We start from the raw sequence: 15,297 nt of genomic DNA, 5'->3' as shown, positions 1-15,297 counted from the left end.
GCCACCCGGAGATCAGGCCGCATCGAACCTCAGGCGGAGAGATCCCCGGTATTGCGCAGGTGCTTGACGTAAAGGGCGACGCCGGGGCCGGCATCGTGGTTGGGGCAGCGCGTGAAGCCCATTTTTTTCACCATCGCCAGCATGGGCGCGTTCTCGGTGAGGATGAGCCCTTCCAGGCGTTCCAGGCCGCCTACCGCGGCGGCCGTAATCAGGATACGCATCAAGCGGCTGGCGATGCCCCGGCCCTGGTATTCGTCCGCCACCACCACCGCAAACTCGGCCACCCCCTCGGTACCCGTGGGTGCCCAGCGGGCGACCCCGATTTGCTTGTCGCCATCAACATCGGGCACCGTGGCGATCACGGCGTAGCTGATCGGATAGCGCGGCGTGGTGAATTCCTTGAGTACGTGCTCCGGGAGTTTGCTCAGGCCGGAAAAAAACCGCATATAACGCGACTTCTCTGATAGCGAGGTCATGAAGGCCTGCTCCATGTCCGCATCTTCGGGGTGCGCCATGCGCAGCGTGACCGGCGCCGCGCCATCGACCTCCATCACCGACGGCTCTACCGCTGGCAGATTGCCGGAACCCGGTAACAATTGCGCCAGGCGGCTGAACAGGTAGGCGGCCGCCAGTGGACGCTCGATCAGGTCGGTGGCGCCCGCGCCCCGTGCCCGCGCGCCCAGACCGTCGCGCGTACTCTCCCCCATCACGATAATCGGCAGTTCGGGGAAATCCTGTCTCAGGGTACGCAGGCGGTGCAGGTGGTCGTCGCTGGTGACATCCAGTTCCAGCATCAGGCAGCCGCCGCCGAAGCCTGGCTCGCTGGCCGCGACCCGAAACCCGGCCTCATCCGCATGTCGCTTGACACTGATACCGTATGCACCCAGCAAGGCTGCCAGCGGCCGGCTCATGGCCTGGTCAGGATCGATCACATGTACCACGTTGTTCACGCCCATCGTCAGCGCCTCGCAAGCTGTTATGGCCAGGATACGATTGTCACCACTGGAGGCGGTCACCGCAATGGCGTATTGCGGCAGAAAATCACGCCATAAAGGGCCAATGTGTTACCGCGACAGGCGCCAGGTGCACCGGTGGCGCTGCTCCCGCTGGTCAGTTGCCCACGCCGAATGGGAGTGCCAGCGCCGTCGCGCGGGCTGAAGCTCCGCTGCGTCCGCAAAGTGCCGTCGATTGACTTGATGCCTGCGTGCTTTATACTGGAGGGTCTTGGTAGATACCCTGTTTGTGTTCCGCTTGACGTTCAGTCTTTCCTGACCCTCTTCCTGTAGTGCATAAATAACTGTTTCCAATAAGCGTTCCTCGCAAGAGGGACTCATAAATTCAGTCCGGCGCACGGTAAACACCCCATGTCGCCGCCAGTAACAGGAAAAAACATGAGCTTATTGATCGGCGACAACGTTGTTGCCTCCATCCACTACACCCTCACCAACGACGCCGGCGATGTCCTCGACAGCTCTGATGGCGCCGAGCCGCTGGCCTATCTTCACGGTGCCAACAACATCATCCCCGGGCTGGAAAGCGCCCTGGTGGGCAAAACTGCCGGCGCAGAACTGAACGTCAGCATTGCCCCCGAAGACGCGTACGGTGAAGTGCAGCCGGAACTGGTACAGGTCGTACCCCGCGCTGCCTTCCAGGGCGTTGATGAGATAGAACCCGGGATGGCCTTCGAAGCCCAGGACCCACAGGGCCAGTCGCGCCGTATCGTGGTCAAGAGCGTGGCCGGTGACGAAATCACCATTGATGCCAATCACCCCCTCGCCGGAGAGCAGTTGAACTTTGCTGTCCAGGTAGTTGATGTGCGCGCCGCCAGCGAAGAAGAAATCGCCCACGGCCACGTGCACTGATAGCCGCCAGCACTATCCGCGAGGGCTTCACGCCCTCGCTTAAACCATAATTATCTTTATCGGGAACCATCATGGCCAAGAAACCAATGCGCGCAGCAGCGACGCGCAAACAACCCGCTGCAGTGGAAACATCGGAATCCATCGCCGAACAGACCAAAATGTTTCTCAAATCCGGGAACAAGATCGACGTGGTCGAGTCCGGCATCAGCGGCCAGCCCGTGCTGGGCGCGCGCAAGCAATACGACACGCGCGGCAGCGCCAAGACCTGAGCCTTGTAGCAGCAAAGCCACCCATCGCCTGAGAAGCAGCAAGTAATTTGGTAAACTCTTGCACCAATCGTCAGTGATTGGGGAAGAGGCGTATTTCAAAGGGCAAGCAACACTCAAACAGGCTCTATATCTGCCTGATCAGCGTACACGGACTGATCCGCGGCGGTGACCTCGAACTCGGGCGGGATGCCGACACCGGCGGCCAGACCAAGTACGTGGTTGATCTGGCGCGCGCGCTGGCCGCACAGGACAGCGTCGAGCGCGTGGACCTGGTAACGCGTCGAATCGTGGACCCCACAGTCAGTAGCGACTACGCCGAACGTGAAGAAACGCTGGGCAACGGCGCACGCATCGTGCGCGTCGATTGCGGCCCCGAAGAATACATTGCCAAGGAACAACTGTGGGAGCACCTGGATAGCTTCACCGACAACCTCGCCGCCTTTATCGCCGACCAGACCCGTCAGCCAAGCCTGATCCACAGTCACTATGCCGACGCCGGCTACGTCGGCGTGCGCCTGTCCAGCCTGCTGGGCATACCCCTGATTCACACCGGCCACTCCCTTGGCCGAGACAAACGCAAGCGCCTGCTGGCCCGTGGCTTCTCGCGTGAAGAGATCGAAAGCACCTACAACATCGAGCGGCGCATCGATGCCGAGGAAGATGTACTGGCCAATGCGGATCTGGTCGTGACCAGCACCCACAATGAGATCGAACAGCAATATGCCCTGTACAACTACTATGATCCGGGGCGCATGGCGGTTATTCCCCCGGGCACCGACCTCGACCAGTTCCGTCCCTATCAGGACGGCGAGCAGGTCCCGTTCCGGCAGCAGATTGAAAAGTTCCTCAGCTACCCCGACAAGCCGCTGATCCTGGCACTGTCCCGTCCGGACGAGCGCAAGAACATCCTCACGTTAATTGAGGCCTACGGCGAGTCCGACCAGTTACAGGCGGCGGCAAACCTGCTGATCGTGGCCGGCAATCGCGAGGATATCCGCGATATGGACGATGGTGCACAAAACGTGCTCACCAACATCCTGCTGTTTATCGACACCTATGACCTGTACGGGAGAGTGGCGGTGCCGAAGCAGCACCGAGCCGACGAAGTGCCCGATATCTACCGCATGGTTGCCAGCGGCAGGGGGGTCTTTATCAACCCCGCCCTGACGGAACCGTTCGGCCTGACCCTGCTGGAGGCCGCAGCCAGTGGCCTGCCAGTGGTGGCAACAGAGAACGGCGGCCCGGTCGACATCATCCGCAACTGCCGCTGTGGCGAACTGGTGGACCCGCTGGACAAAGAGCAGATAACCGGGGCCCTGCTCGGCCTGCTGACCGATAACGCGGCCTGGGAGCAGGCTTCGAGAAACGGCATGAGCGGTGTACGCGAACACTATTCATGGGATGCGCACGCGACCGCCTACCTAGACCGGGTGGCGCAACTGTCCGGCAAATACACGCCGCTGCCACGCGAGCAGTCGCTGCCGCGCTCACTGCGCTACCGTGACCGGATGATCGTCAGCGACCTGGACCAGAACCTGATCGGCGATGAGCAATCCCTGCAACAGTTCATCGATACACTGCGCGAGCACCGCAAAAGCGTATCTTTCGCCATCGCTACCGGACGCCGTCTCGATACCGCGCTGGCGTTGATGCGCAAACACGGCATTCCGTATCCCGACGTACTTATAAGCAGCCTTGGTACACGCATACACTACGGCCAAAGCCTGCTGGAGGATGATTTCTGGGCTGACCACATCGATTACCAGTGGTCGCCGCGTCGCATCCGGCAAACGCTGGCCACCGTGCCCGGGCTGCGCCTGCAGGATAAACGCGAGCAGACCGCCTTCAAGGTTTCCTACTATTACGACCCGGCGCAGGCGCCGCCGGTAGAGGACATCAACACCCTGTTGCGCCAGGCTGACATCACCGCCAGCACAACACTCTCATTCGGCCAGTTTTTTGACATCCTGCCATTCCGGGCCTCCAAGGGCCTGGCGTTGCGCTATGTGTCCCAGCGCCTGGATATTCCTCTCGGCAATATACTGGTGGCAGGTGGCTCGGGCGCAGACGAAGACATGATGCGCGGCAATACCCTGGCCGTGGTGGTGGCAAACCGGCACCAGGAGGAACTGTCGCTGCTGCCGGAAGAGGACAATATTTACTTTGCCGGCCGTACCCATGGCGCCGGCATACTGGAAGCCCTGGACTACTATGATTTTTTTGGCGCCTGCGCAGTGCCCGCAGATGATTGATCACCACAGAGGATGCCCGATAACGCCATGAACACGCCCCGGGAGAAAAGCGTCTGCGTCTTTGGCGAAGTGCTGTTTGACCATTTCCCCGGCGGGGAAACGGTAATGGGCGGGGCTCCGTTCAATGTCGCCTGGCACCTGCAGGGCCTGGGCTTTGCACCGCTTCTGGTCAGTCGCATTGGCGCCGATCCCGAGGGAGAGAAGGTGCTGCACACCATGTCCCGCTGGGGTATGGACACCACTGCGGTGCAACACGATCCGCAACGCCCCACCGGACGCGTCACGGTAGATATCGTCGCCGGAGAGCCCCACTACCAGATTGATGAGAACTGTGCCTGGGACGCACTCGAACCGGCGCCGGGGGCTCCCTGCGATGTGCTCTACCACGGTAGCCTGGCAGCGCGCTCGCCGCAGTCAGCACACGCATTGGCAGCGCTGAGGGCCAGCCGGCCCGCGCTGGTATTCGTCGACGTCAACCTGCGCCCGCCCTGGTGGCAGCCGGAGCAACTGGAGTCACTGTTGCAGGGTGCTCACTGGGTCAAACTCAATACGGATGAACTGTCTGCACTCCAGGGCGAATCAACTGCGAACGCTGCGCGGTTATGCCTGCAACGCTTCAATCTACATGGACTTATTGTCACCCGCGGCGCCGACGGGGCCGAACTGTTGAGCGCCGACGGCAGCCATCTGCACGCCCCCTGCAGCCCCGGGATCGAGGTAGTGGATACAGTGGGTGCCGGGGACGCCTTTGCTGCAGTCATGCTGGCGGGCCTGGTGGCCGGCTGGGACATGCAGGCCACGCTGGCACGGGCACAGCAGTTCGCCGGCAAAATCGTGGCCAATCGCGGCGCCACCCTGGCCAACTGCGACACCTACCTGCAATTGCTGCGCGAATGGGGCGAGGCCAACTGAGATGTACGAACAGCAATCACATTCACTGCTTAACCGCACGCTTGACCAGATGGAAGCGTCGCTGCAGCAACATGACCTGCGGCACTTCTACACTCGCCTTGGCGCCAACTTCTATGCCATCTATAACTTGTTCAATCGCCTCTATGGCGACCGCGAAGATGTGGAAGAGCAACTGGTTGAACTGGTCAACACCATGGCCCGGCAGTACATCGCGCGCGACCAGGAACTGAAGCAAATCGACCAGGCTCGCGAGGCGGACCACAACTGGTTCCTGAGCCAGCAATGGGTGGGCATGGCACTGTACCTGGACGGTTTCGCCGGGGACCTGCAGGGCCTGCGCGAAAAAATGACCTACCTGCAGGAGCTGGGCGTCAACCTCGTGCACATTTTGCCCATCATGGAGTGCCCGCGCGGTGCCAGTGATGGCGGCTACGCAGTGAACAACTTTCGCGATATCGATGATCGCGCGGGCACCCTGGCGGACTTGCGGGCATTGGCCGGGCACATGCGCAAGCGCGAACTGCTGCTGACCCTGGATGTGGTGCTCAATCACACCTCCAACGAACACGCCTGGGCGCAAAAGGCGCGCGCCGGGGACACCGCTTACCAGGATTACTATTACGTCTTCGACAATCGCGAAGTCCCCGATATGTTCGAGGAGACCATGCCGGAGATTTTCCCGGAGAACGCCCCGGGCAATTTCACCTACGACGAGACGATGGGCAAGTGGGTGATGACCGTATTCAATGACTACCAGTGGGACCTGAATTACAGCAATCCCGCCGTATTCATAGAGATGCTGGATATCATACTGTTCTGGGCCAACCAGGGCGCTGACGTGTTGCGCCTGGACGCCGTCGCCTTCCTGTGGAAGAAGATCGGCACCACCTGCCAGAACGAGCAGGAAGCACACCTGCTGTTGCAACTGCTCAAGGACTGCTGCCAGGTGACCGCACCGGGCGTACTGTTTATCGCCGAGGCGATTGTGGCGCCGGTGGAGATCACCAAGTACTTTGGCGAGGACGCGGTGATAGCCAAGGAATGTGAAATCGCCTACAACGCCACTTTTATGGCCTTGCTCTGGGACGCTATCGCTACCAAGAATACACGCCTGCTGAACCAGGGCATCCGCAGCCTGCCGGAGAAACTCGACCGGGCCACCTGGCTCAACTATATCCGCTGCCACGACGATATCGGCCTCGGCTTCGATGACGTTGACATCGCCGCCGTGGGCTACGATCCCCGGGCCCACCGCCGCTTCCTGGTCGATTACTACACCGGGGAGTACGATGACTCGCCGGCCCGCGGGCAACCTTTCGGCCGCAATAACAAAACCGGCGATGTACGGATTTCCGGCACCCTGGCATCTCTGGTAGGGCTGGAATCAGCCCTGGCCGCAGATGACGAAGCGGTGATCCAGGGCAGCATCAACCAGATACTGCTGTTACATAGCCTGATCATGTCTTTCGGCGGAATTCCGCTGCTGTACTACGGCGATGAACTGGGCACGTTGAACAATTACGACTACGTCGGCGATGTCGCGCGCAGCCGCGACAGCCGCTGGATACACCGGCCTGTTTACGACTGGGACAAAACCGGGAAGCGTCGCCAGCGCGGTTCGGTTGAACAACGCATCTTCGACGGCATCCGTCACCTGATAGCGGTACGCAAGACGCTGCCGGCTTTTTCCGATTTCAACAACCGGGAACTGCTGGATGTGGGCAATGAACATCTGTTCGTATTTATCCGCACCAGCTTCGAGTCGCCGGAAGAATCCGTGCTGGTCGTGGCAAACTTCGACGACCACCCCCAGCAGTTCGATCTCGCGATGCTCGGCAACCGGGAGCGCTTCTCCATGGCACCCCTGAAAGACGCCGCCAGCGGCGAGTCACCCGCACTGTTCAACCAACAGCTGGTAATACCACCGCACAGTTTTTACTGGCTGGTAGCCAGCGTCTGAAGCAGATAGCAGCGATGCGCATTCTGGCCACCGATCTCGATCGCACCTTGCTGCCTAACGGAAGCTGGCAGGCGGATCCACAGGCGATCCCCCTTTTCAACCGCCTGGTGGAAGAGACAGATGTCTGCCTAGTGTACGTGACTGGACGCAACCTGGAACTGACCGAACAGGCGATCTCGGAGTACGGTATCCGCTACCCCGATGTGCTGTGCAGTGACGTGGGCACGACCATACGGCATCGTGTTGGCGACAGCTGGCGCCGGGACCACGGCTGGGAGCAGGCACTGCAAAGCAAGAGCCCCCGCTGGGATGCGGCGGGCGTGGCGGGCGCCCTGTCAGTTGTACCCGGCCTTGAACGCCAGGCGGCGCAACACCAGTCCGCGTTCAAGCAGAGTTATCACCTGGCCCACGACGGGCGGGAGGCACTGCTCAACGCCATCAGGCAACGGCTCGCAGCTTGTTTCGACGAGACCGTGATATACAGTTTTGATTCGGCCAGCGGGCTGGGCCTGCTGGATATCCTGCCCCGCAGCGCAACCAAGCGCACGGCTCTCGAATACCTCGCCGGGCAAGCAGGTATAGCGCTTGAGGATGTGGTGTTTTGTGGCGACAGCGGGAATGACCTCGATGCGCTCACAGCGCACTTCTCGGGCGTGCTGGTACGCAATGCCGATGCCCAGTTGCGCGAGGGTGTGCGCCGCGAGCTGGAACACAATCCCGGACTGAGGGCCTATTTCGCCAGGGGCGATTTTCACGGGCTCAACGGGAATTACACCAGCGGTGTCATCGAGGGTTGTGTGCACTACGGCCTGTTCGGGGATCTCCCCGCCACCTGAGGCCCGCCGTGTTCAGCTCGCGTCCGCCACCAGGAAAAACATGGCGCCATTGGGCACACCGGGGAGAATCCTGCCGCCATAGGCGCGTGCCACGTCCACTATCGTGGCCTGTGGCCAGCCGCCAAACACCGTACCGGCAGCGCGCAAAAACGCTATCGCCGTCGGGGTAACGGTTTCGCCACTGGAATCGATGCCGTAAACCGGAATGTCGCGCAACATCTCCTGTACCGCCGGCGCCGGACTGGCAAGCACACCGTGATCGCACCTGATCACACCATCACACAGCGGCAGCGGGCTGCAGTAAAGCGCTCTCGGCGCCAGCCGGGTCAACAGGGCGGCGGCAAGGCAGGTGTCGAGGATGCTGTCGAGAGCACCGACCTCATGGAAATGCACGGCTTCCAGCGGTATGTCGTGTATCGCTGATTCAGCCCGACCCAGCACCGTGAACGCCTCCAGGGCCAGCGCTTTCGCCGCCGACGTCATCGCACTGGCGCCAATGATCTCGCCAATATCCGCGAGGGAGCGGTGGTGGTGTTCGGGTGGAAGCGCAATCTGCGCCCGCCAACCGGAAATACCGTGCACACTGCAACGCTCTATCTTCAACACGCGGTGCAAAGCCGGTAAACCGATGCTAACAACCAGCTGTTCCAGTTCGTCCGCACTCACCGCGGCCAATCGCGCCAGGCCCGTCACCAGCATGTCGCCACTGAGCCCCGATGGCGTGCGTATCACCAGTGCACGATCAGTCACCGTCCGCATGCTCCCCGGTGGCTCCAAGGCTGTTGAGAATACGCACCGCGGCACAGGCAGCGCCGAAGCCATTATCGATATTGGTCACGACAATGCCCTGGCCACAACTTGCCAGCATGGCATTGAGTGCGGTCTCGCCGCCTGCGGCGACGCCGTAGCCCACGGATGTGGGCACAGCGACCACGCATTTGCCCACCAGCCCGCCCATTACCGAAGCCAGCGCGGCATCCATCCCGGCCACCACGATGATCACATCGTGCCGCGCGATCTCGTCGATGCGCTCAGTGAGCCGCCACAGCCCGGCGACACCCACATCCACAACCAGGGTGTGGTCGAGGCCGCTGAAGTAGAGCGTTCTCGACACCTCATGGGCGACAGCCAGGTCAGCCGTACCCGCAGTAACCACGGCCACGCTGCCCGGCCTCGCCGGCAGGGGACCGTGCAGTATTGCGGTGGCGGACAGCGGGTCGTAATCCAGTCCTTCCCTGTGCGCCTCGTCCAGCGCCGCCAACTGCTCCGGCTGCAGCCGGGTAAACAACACGGGATGGTCGGGCCTGGCAGCCAGTTCAGCGAAAATATGCTGTAGTGACCCAATATCCTTGCCGCTGCAGAGCACGGCCTCGGGCATACCCAGGCGCTGCCGTCGCGCATAATCGTATTTCACCATCAAGCAGCACCCACGAAAGCCCGGCCCGGGCGATAAGGCTCCGCATCCAGCTCTACTGTCAGCAGCGGGAAATTGTTCCGGCGCATGAGCTGTTGCAGCGCGTCCAGCACGTCTACGGTAATCTTGTCCCGGTCGCAGGCGCTGACCTCGACGATCATCGCCTGCTCGCGCACGCGACAGCGCACCACCTCGATACCCGCGGTGCTGCGAATCAGCGCCTCTGCCGCTTCAACGGCGCGCAGGCGCTCTGCGGTAACTCGCGTGCCGGTGTACAGGCGGCTGGCGAGGCAGGGGGAGGCCGGGATTTCGGCGAACGGCAATGCCAGTTCCCGGGCCAGTGCGCGAATCGTGGCCTTGTCGACGCCGGCCTCAATGTAGGGGTGTCGCACATGGAACAGCTCCGCAGCCTGCAGGCCGGGGCGGTACTCGCCGAGGTCGTCAGTATTGGCGCCGCTGCACACACTGGCCCCGGTATCCGCCGCCCGGGCTACACGGGTAAGGCTGTCATACAGATTGTGCTTACAGTAGTAGCAGCGGTTGACCGGATTACTGAGGTAGTCCTCGCTGTCAAATTCGCCTGACTCCAACGTGCGCAGGCGCCACCCCTCCCTGGCCGCCCAGTGTCGCAGCCGCGCGGTGGCCTCCGCGGGCACCGCCGGGCTAAGCGCGTGTACCACCAGGGTCTGGCCCTGCTCCAGGCGGCCGGCAAGGGTGGCCAGCAGCATGCTGTCGATGCCGCCACTGCAAGCGATCACGCGAGTCGGCATTTTCGCCAATAACTGCCTGAGGCGCTGCGCGGGTTCCGCGGTAGACGTGATCACGGGCGTACCGCTGGCGGCCGGCTTATTCATCTCCACGCGCGCCATGGCTGGGCATGGGGGTGAGATTGCCCTCGGCATCAAACGCCAGCGGTGCCGCATCGCCCACTACCTCGAATTTTTCAGGGTTGGCACGCACGTAGGGCAACAGGTTCTCGGACACATCGATTTCCGATATTTCCAGTGTGTTGGCGATATGCACCAGGGTCGCTTCTTCCGGCAGCGTTCGCGGCAGGGTCTTGAGCGCCAGTTGCACCGCTTCCTGGTCCGTATTCATAATCATCGGGATGCAGGCGCCGTCGAGCAGGGTGGCAGCAATCACATTGGCGTAGGTCTTGGCGGGATCAAAATCCCGATAGAGACGCATGGTGATAACATCTGCCGCTCCGACACCGGTGGCATTGCCATCCGTCTCCGGCGTCAGGCCCAGCACCGCGATCTTCCTGATCTGGATGCCCGCATCCCAATCCGTGTCCCGCGCGTTGCGCCCGGTGATGTTCGGGTCCATGCCCGCGCCGGTAATGTTTTTACCGATACGGTCGACAACCAGCACGTCGATATCGTCGAATTGCAGGCGCGGCATCCAATCCCGGGCCATACGCAACAGCTCGGGTTCGCGCTGCATCACCCTTGTACCGGGCACCACCTCTACCAATGCAGTGCGGTCCTCCGCGTTTTCCACCATGGCCACCCCGGCCAGGAAGTTGATCTTCTGCATGATAAATTCGGCCGCCTGCGGCAGCAGCTCCCCGAACGACTCGAATCCATACCAGTGCGTGGCTGAGGCACCGCGTATCTTGCCCATGCCGATCACCAGCATCTTCACGATGCCGGACTCAATCGGTGCGCGGAAATTGGTATGCGCCTTGACCCGGCACACCAGCATCACCGCGTCGGCTTCGGCGGCATGCCGGTCAAAGTAGACCGGCATCCCGTTATCGAGCTGCCCCAACTCCACTACATCCATACTCGAGTGAATCGCACATCCCATGGTCTGCTCGTTGATACCCAGACTATCGAGCACCTTCACCTGGCCCTCGGCGGACGCCGAGCCGTGACTGCCCATGGCGGGAAAAATAAACGGTTCCGCACCCAATTCCTTGAGCTTGTCTACAACCGCGCGCGCGCACTCGGCAACATTGGCAATGCCGCGTGAGCCACAGCCCACGGCGATGCGCATACCCGGTTTAATCTGGTCGGTGATGGCGGGATCGGCAAACTGTTCCGCCACTGCGGCGCTAACACTGTCTATTTCCTGGCAGGCAAACTTCTGGCGCACGCGCACCATACGTGGCAGTGCCACGTCCAGCCCTCCGGCAACGTTGACTTCAATCTTTTCCGGGATCATGGTCACCCCCTGGTTTATGGAAGAATATACAAGCTGTAAAAGCCGTGCCGCAGCTCACGATAACAATGATACCGCAGCCATTAACAACAGCGTGGAGACGACAGGGATCACCACGGTGATCATGCCCACATCACGGTACGCCTGCTTGTGTGTCAACTGGGTAATCGTCAGCATTGCCACAATCGCCCCGCAGTGTGGCAGTGAGTCGAAACCGCCGCTGGCCATGGTAGCAATGCGATGCAGCACCTGCGGTTCAATACCCAGCTCAAGATAGGCCGGCGCCATGGTCTGCATGAATATCTGCAGGCCACCCGAGGCCGATCCGGTAATCGCCGACACCAGGCTCACGGAGAAAAACATGGATACCAGCGGCGGCAGTGACGACTCCAGGACCCACTGCGTGGACTGCGCAAACACCGCTGTCTGGGTGACCACGCCACCAAAGCCGATGACGGCTGCGGTATTGATCAGGGGCATGATCGAGTCCTGCGCCCCCGAGCCCACGACCTGCAGGGCGTTGTGACGGATAGCAGGGAACAGCAATGTGGACAGGAAAGTGCCGCTGAGCAGGGCAACGCTAGGCCACACCACCGGTTGTGAGGTGGCGAAGGCCAGCAGTTGCATGGGCGGTGTACCATTTGCCAGTTGTTCGGGCGACACCCACTGTAGCAATACGCGCGGCAGGATGATGGTCAGCAGCACCACGGCCAGCGGCAGGCAGGCAATGATCCAGTGCGGGTAGTCGGCCTCGTCCACGTCCACGATCTGGTCGCGCGGGCCCGGCACAAAACCTTCCCCGCGTTCCGCCGCCAGCACACGCTGGCGCTCCAGGTACCAGATACCACCAAAGAACATCAGCAGGCCGCCGCCAATGCCTATCCAGAACCCGGCAAACAGATCGGTACCCAGGGCCACCGATGCGATGACGTTGTGTATGGACGGCGTACCGGGAAGCGCTGTCAGCGTGAACGTACCCGAACCCAGGGCCAGCGCAGCGCAGAACAGGCGCTTGGGAATATTGGCTTCCTGCAGCAGTTTCAGTCCCAGCGGATACATGGCGAAAATCACCACGAACACGACCACGCCGCCATAAGTCAGCAGGCCGCAGGCCAGCGTGGTAATCCACAGCGCGCGATGGGCGCCCAGTTTGCGCACCAGCCCCAGGGCGATGCTGGCGGCGGCGTGGCTCTCGCCCATCACCCGCCCGAACATGGCACCGGCGGCGAACAGCAGGAAAAACTTGCCGGCAAAAGTGAATGCCCCGAGGGGACCAAAGGAAAAATAGTCGGTCAGCCCCTCTGCCAGTGGCAAGCCATTGGTGACAATGACCAGCAGGGAGCACAGCAGGGCCGCGAAAATGATGTCGATGCCGCGCAAAGCCAGCCAGATGAGCAGTGCCACCGCACCAATTAGACCGGCATATTCCATCGCACAGAATCCTGTTAGTTATGATTATTGCCTTAATAGTAGTAGACGCCACAATGCTTTGTCGAAGCGCTCAACAACAATAGCAGGCCATCGCCGCAATAACTGTCGGCTTGCTTGCAATGTGCGGCCCTGATGCTGATGCCGGCCCGGGGAAAATCGGTTAGCATGCGGACATCGCGTAATACTCTTGTTTTCAACAGGCGCCACCATGCAAACACCCTGTTTTCACTTGACGCAGCACCTCTCTCGACTTGCCTCACTGCTCGCGCTGGCGATATCGCCACTGCTGGCGCACGCGGCCGAGCCGGCACTGGACCTGGCCGCCACCGGTTGGGAGCTGGTGGCTGTGCAGTCGATGGACGACAGCCGGTTCGCCCCCGCGGCCAATGACAAGGGCCGCTACAAAATGGTGTTCAACGACGATGGCAGCGTGGCCGTGGAGGCCGGGTGCAACCGGGCCACGACATCACTGCAGCCCCTGCTGCCACCGCGCCTGCGCTTCACCGAGATCGCGGGCACGCGCGCAAAGTGCCCACCGCCTTCGGTGAGCGAGCGCTTCCTGCAACAGCTGTCCTGGGTGCGCAGCTATGTCACCCGCGATGGCCACCTTTACCTGGCCACCGCGGCGGATGCCTCCATATTGGAATTCAGGCCGCTCACGGGGGAAGGCGTTAGCGCACGTATCGCAGGCTTGAGTATCGCCAGTGACAACGTAGATACGGTGCGCGCGACCGTACTTGCGCAGGCAATGAATATATTTGCCCGCGAACAGGGCATAGATGCCAGCGACGCTGAGGTCGAAGCGCTGCTGGAAATCATGGAGCGGGAACAGCGCGCGGCGCTGGGTGATGACTACACCGACGGCAGCGAGCTGAGCCCCCGCGAGCGCGGCGAGCTTGCCGCCATGCGCTACGGTATGGCCAACGCCCTGATTCGCAACTGGAAAATAAACGCGGCACTACACGCAAAATACGGTGGTCGACTGATTTACCAGCAGTTTGGCCCGGAGCCTGTTGACGCCTATGTCGCGCTATTGCGCGAGCAGGAGAACAAAGGTGCTTTGCAATTACTGGACGAAGGCCTGGTAGCACCATTCTGGAGCTACTTCGCAGATGAAAATCGGCACGACGTTATGCCACCCGGCGGTGAGGATGAGCGCAACGCCTTCAGTTCACCGCCATGGCAGGCGCAGGCGCAGTAGTGCGGGCTCAAACCCGCAGCCTCAGAAACGGTAGCGGGCTGACACCAGGGCGGTATTGAACCAGGCAAAATTGTAGACGTCATCAGTGTCGGCGCCGCCTTCCAGCCCGCGGTAGCCGGCGCTGATTTGCCAGCGGTCATTGACCTCGTAGCCGAGCTTGAGCGCGAGATCAATAGCGCGTCCCGGTCCGCCCGCCAGGCCGTCGAAGTCAAACTGGAACAGCCAGCGCTCGGCGAAGCGGTACTCGCCGGCGAGGTACAGCAAGGGCACCACACCAATATTGTCGTCGCTGGCACGGACGCCATTCTGGCGCAGCTCTATCTCCGCGTCGCGCACCTTTGCCGTCGCCCCCACCCAGAGTTTCCAGCCATTGGTATCGTAGTACTGGTAGCGGTAACCCAGTCGCCAGGAGTTGAAACGGTAGCTCGCCTTGAGGTTTTCGCCACCCTCGAAGGTCTTGCCGTCGAAGCGCACATCGCTGTCGAGACTACCCCGCTCCTCATAGGAAAACGGTGCCAGTACCAGGCGCACGCCGTGGGGGCCGGCAATATTCCAGTTGGCATTGATTCGCGCACTGGCCCAGGGGCCTGAGCCGGCAATGTCAGTCAGCAGAAAGCGATCTCCGTCCCGGTCATTGGGGATCTGGACTTTGTTTTTTTCCTGCCAGGTGGAACCGATTTCGAGTTCGATATCAAAGTCGAGCTCTTCGGCACCGGCCTGGGCCATGCCCAGCGACAGGATGGTAAGAATTGGAACTAGCGAAGCCATGCGAATGCGCATTTCGGGGTCACCGTGTTTGTCAGCATGAGATTGGATACAGGTACGCGCAGGCACTGCTGACGGATGATAGGGGCCGGAATATTACCACGTTAAAAGCCGCACAACTGATCCCCGGACCGGCGCGGAAAGCGGATTATCATCCGCATCGCAATCAGGTAGAATCGCGATTTGGCCCGGTACGCTGTTAGCCATCACTTACCCCGAAACCCGACAG

General features: G+C 61.3%; 14 protein-coding genes. 7 read left to right on the top strand and 7 right to left on the bottom strand.

What is annotated here, in order from left to right:
• Positions 1 to 29: 29 nt before the first annotated feature.
• The gene (locus F0M18_RS09855; protein WP_149611264.1) at positions 30 to 1,016 is read right to left on the bottom strand and encodes a GNAT family N-acetyltransferase; all 987 of its coding nucleotides are present in this window, start codon (positions 1,014 to 1,016) and stop codon (positions 30 to 32) included.
• 375 nt (positions 1,017 to 1,391) lie between these two features.
• Between F0M18_RS09855 and F0M18_RS09850 the strand changes: the two genes are divergently transcribed.
• From F0M18_RS09850 to F0M18_RS09825, 6 genes are all read left to right on the top strand, one after another.
• The gene (locus tag F0M18_RS09850; RefSeq protein WP_149611263.1) at positions 1,392 to 1,862 is read left to right on the top strand and encodes an FKBP-type peptidyl-prolyl cis-trans isomerase; all 471 of its coding nucleotides are present in this window, start codon (positions 1,392 to 1,394) and stop codon (positions 1,860 to 1,862) included.
• A 71-nt stretch (positions 1,863 to 1,933) separates the two neighbouring features.
• The gene (locus F0M18_RS09845) at positions 1,934 to 2,131 is read left to right on the top strand and encodes a hypothetical protein (protein WP_149611262.1); all 198 of its coding nucleotides are present in this window, start codon (positions 1,934 to 1,936) and stop codon (positions 2,129 to 2,131) included.
• Positions 2,132 to 2,208: 77 nt separating this feature from the next.
• A complete protein-coding gene (locus tag F0M18_RS09840; RefSeq protein ID WP_223177948.1) occupies positions 2,209 to 4,383 on the top strand; it encodes an HAD-IIB family hydrolase in 2,175 nt (724 codons plus the stop codon).
• Positions 4,384 to 4,410: 27 nt separating this feature from the next.
• Positions 4,411 to 5,295 (top strand): carbohydrate kinase family protein, encoded by an 885-nt coding sequence (locus F0M18_RS09835; protein ID WP_149611261.1) that lies wholly within the window; start codon positions 4,411 to 4,413, stop codon positions 5,293 to 5,295.
• 1 nt (position 5,296) lies between these two features.
• On the top strand, positions 5,297 to 7,255 hold the full coding sequence (locus tag F0M18_RS09830) for an alpha-amylase family glycosyl hydrolase (protein ID WP_149611260.1): 1,959 nt from the start codon (positions 5,297 to 5,299) through the stop codon (positions 7,253 to 7,255).
• Positions 7,256 to 7,269: 14 nt separating this feature from the next.
• A complete protein-coding gene (locus F0M18_RS09825; protein ID WP_149611259.1) occupies positions 7,270 to 8,091 on the top strand; it encodes an HAD-IIB family hydrolase in 822 nt (273 codons plus the stop codon).
• 12 nt (positions 8,092 to 8,103) lie between these two features.
• On the opposite strand, the gene larC is transcribed toward F0M18_RS09825, so the two are convergent.
• The 5 genes from larC to F0M18_RS09800 are packed head-to-tail and all read right to left on the bottom strand — an operon-like array spanning position 8,104 to position 13,102.
• Complete coding sequence (gene larC / locus F0M18_RS09820) at positions 8,104 to 8,841, bottom strand: nickel insertion protein (protein WP_188109669.1); 738 nt, start codon at positions 8,839 to 8,841, stop codon at positions 8,104 to 8,106.
• Positions 8,834 to 9,508, bottom strand: a complete 675-nt coding sequence (larB, locus tag F0M18_RS09815; protein ID WP_149611257.1) for a nickel pincer cofactor biosynthesis protein LarB — start codon at positions 9,506 to 9,508, stop codon at positions 8,834 to 8,836. The genes larC and larB overlap by 8 nt, the downstream gene beginning before the upstream one ends.
• On the bottom strand, positions 9,508 to 10,359 hold the full coding sequence (locus F0M18_RS09810; protein WP_149611256.1) for an ATP-dependent sacrificial sulfur transferase LarE: 852 nt from the start codon (positions 10,357 to 10,359) through the stop codon (positions 9,508 to 9,510). Before F0M18_RS09810 ends, larB begins: the two co-directional genes overlap by 1 nt.
• Positions 10,352 to 11,674, bottom strand: coding sequence for a lactate racemase domain-containing protein (locus tag F0M18_RS09805; RefSeq protein ID WP_149611255.1), 1,323 nt, complete (start codon positions 11,672 to 11,674; stop codon positions 10,352 to 10,354). Before F0M18_RS09805 ends, F0M18_RS09810 begins: the two co-directional genes overlap by 8 nt.
• Positions 11,675 to 11,728: 54 nt before the next feature.
• Positions 11,729 to 13,102, bottom strand: coding sequence for a GntP family permease (locus F0M18_RS09800; RefSeq protein ID WP_149611254.1), 1,374 nt, complete (start codon positions 13,100 to 13,102; stop codon positions 11,729 to 11,731).
• A gap of 208 nt (positions 13,103 to 13,310) precedes the next feature.
• Here F0M18_RS09800 and F0M18_RS09795 point away from each other — a divergent pair, with 208 nt between their 5' ends.
• Positions 13,311 to 14,303 carry an META domain-containing protein gene (locus F0M18_RS09795; RefSeq protein ID WP_149611253.1) on the top strand — a complete coding sequence of 331 codons (993 nt, stop codon included), beginning with the start codon at positions 13,311 to 13,313 and terminating at the stop codon, positions 14,301 to 14,303.
• 21 nt (positions 14,304 to 14,324) lie between these two features.
• Here the strand turns inward: F0M18_RS09795 and F0M18_RS09790 are convergent, their stop codons facing one another.
• The gene (locus tag F0M18_RS09790; RefSeq protein ID WP_149611252.1) at positions 14,325 to 15,071 is read right to left on the bottom strand and encodes a porin family protein; all 747 of its coding nucleotides are present in this window, start codon (positions 15,069 to 15,071) and stop codon (positions 14,325 to 14,327) included.
• Positions 15,072 to 15,297 lie beyond the last annotated feature (226 nt).

The sequence above is a fragment of the Pseudohalioglobus sediminis genome, from assembly GCF_008370495.1.
Taxonomy (GTDB): domain Bacteria; phylum Pseudomonadota; class Gammaproteobacteria; order Pseudomonadales; family Halieaceae; genus Halioglobus.
The sequence above is the reverse complement of the archived record's forward strand: the minus strand, read 5'-3'. Positions and strand labels throughout refer to the sequence as shown.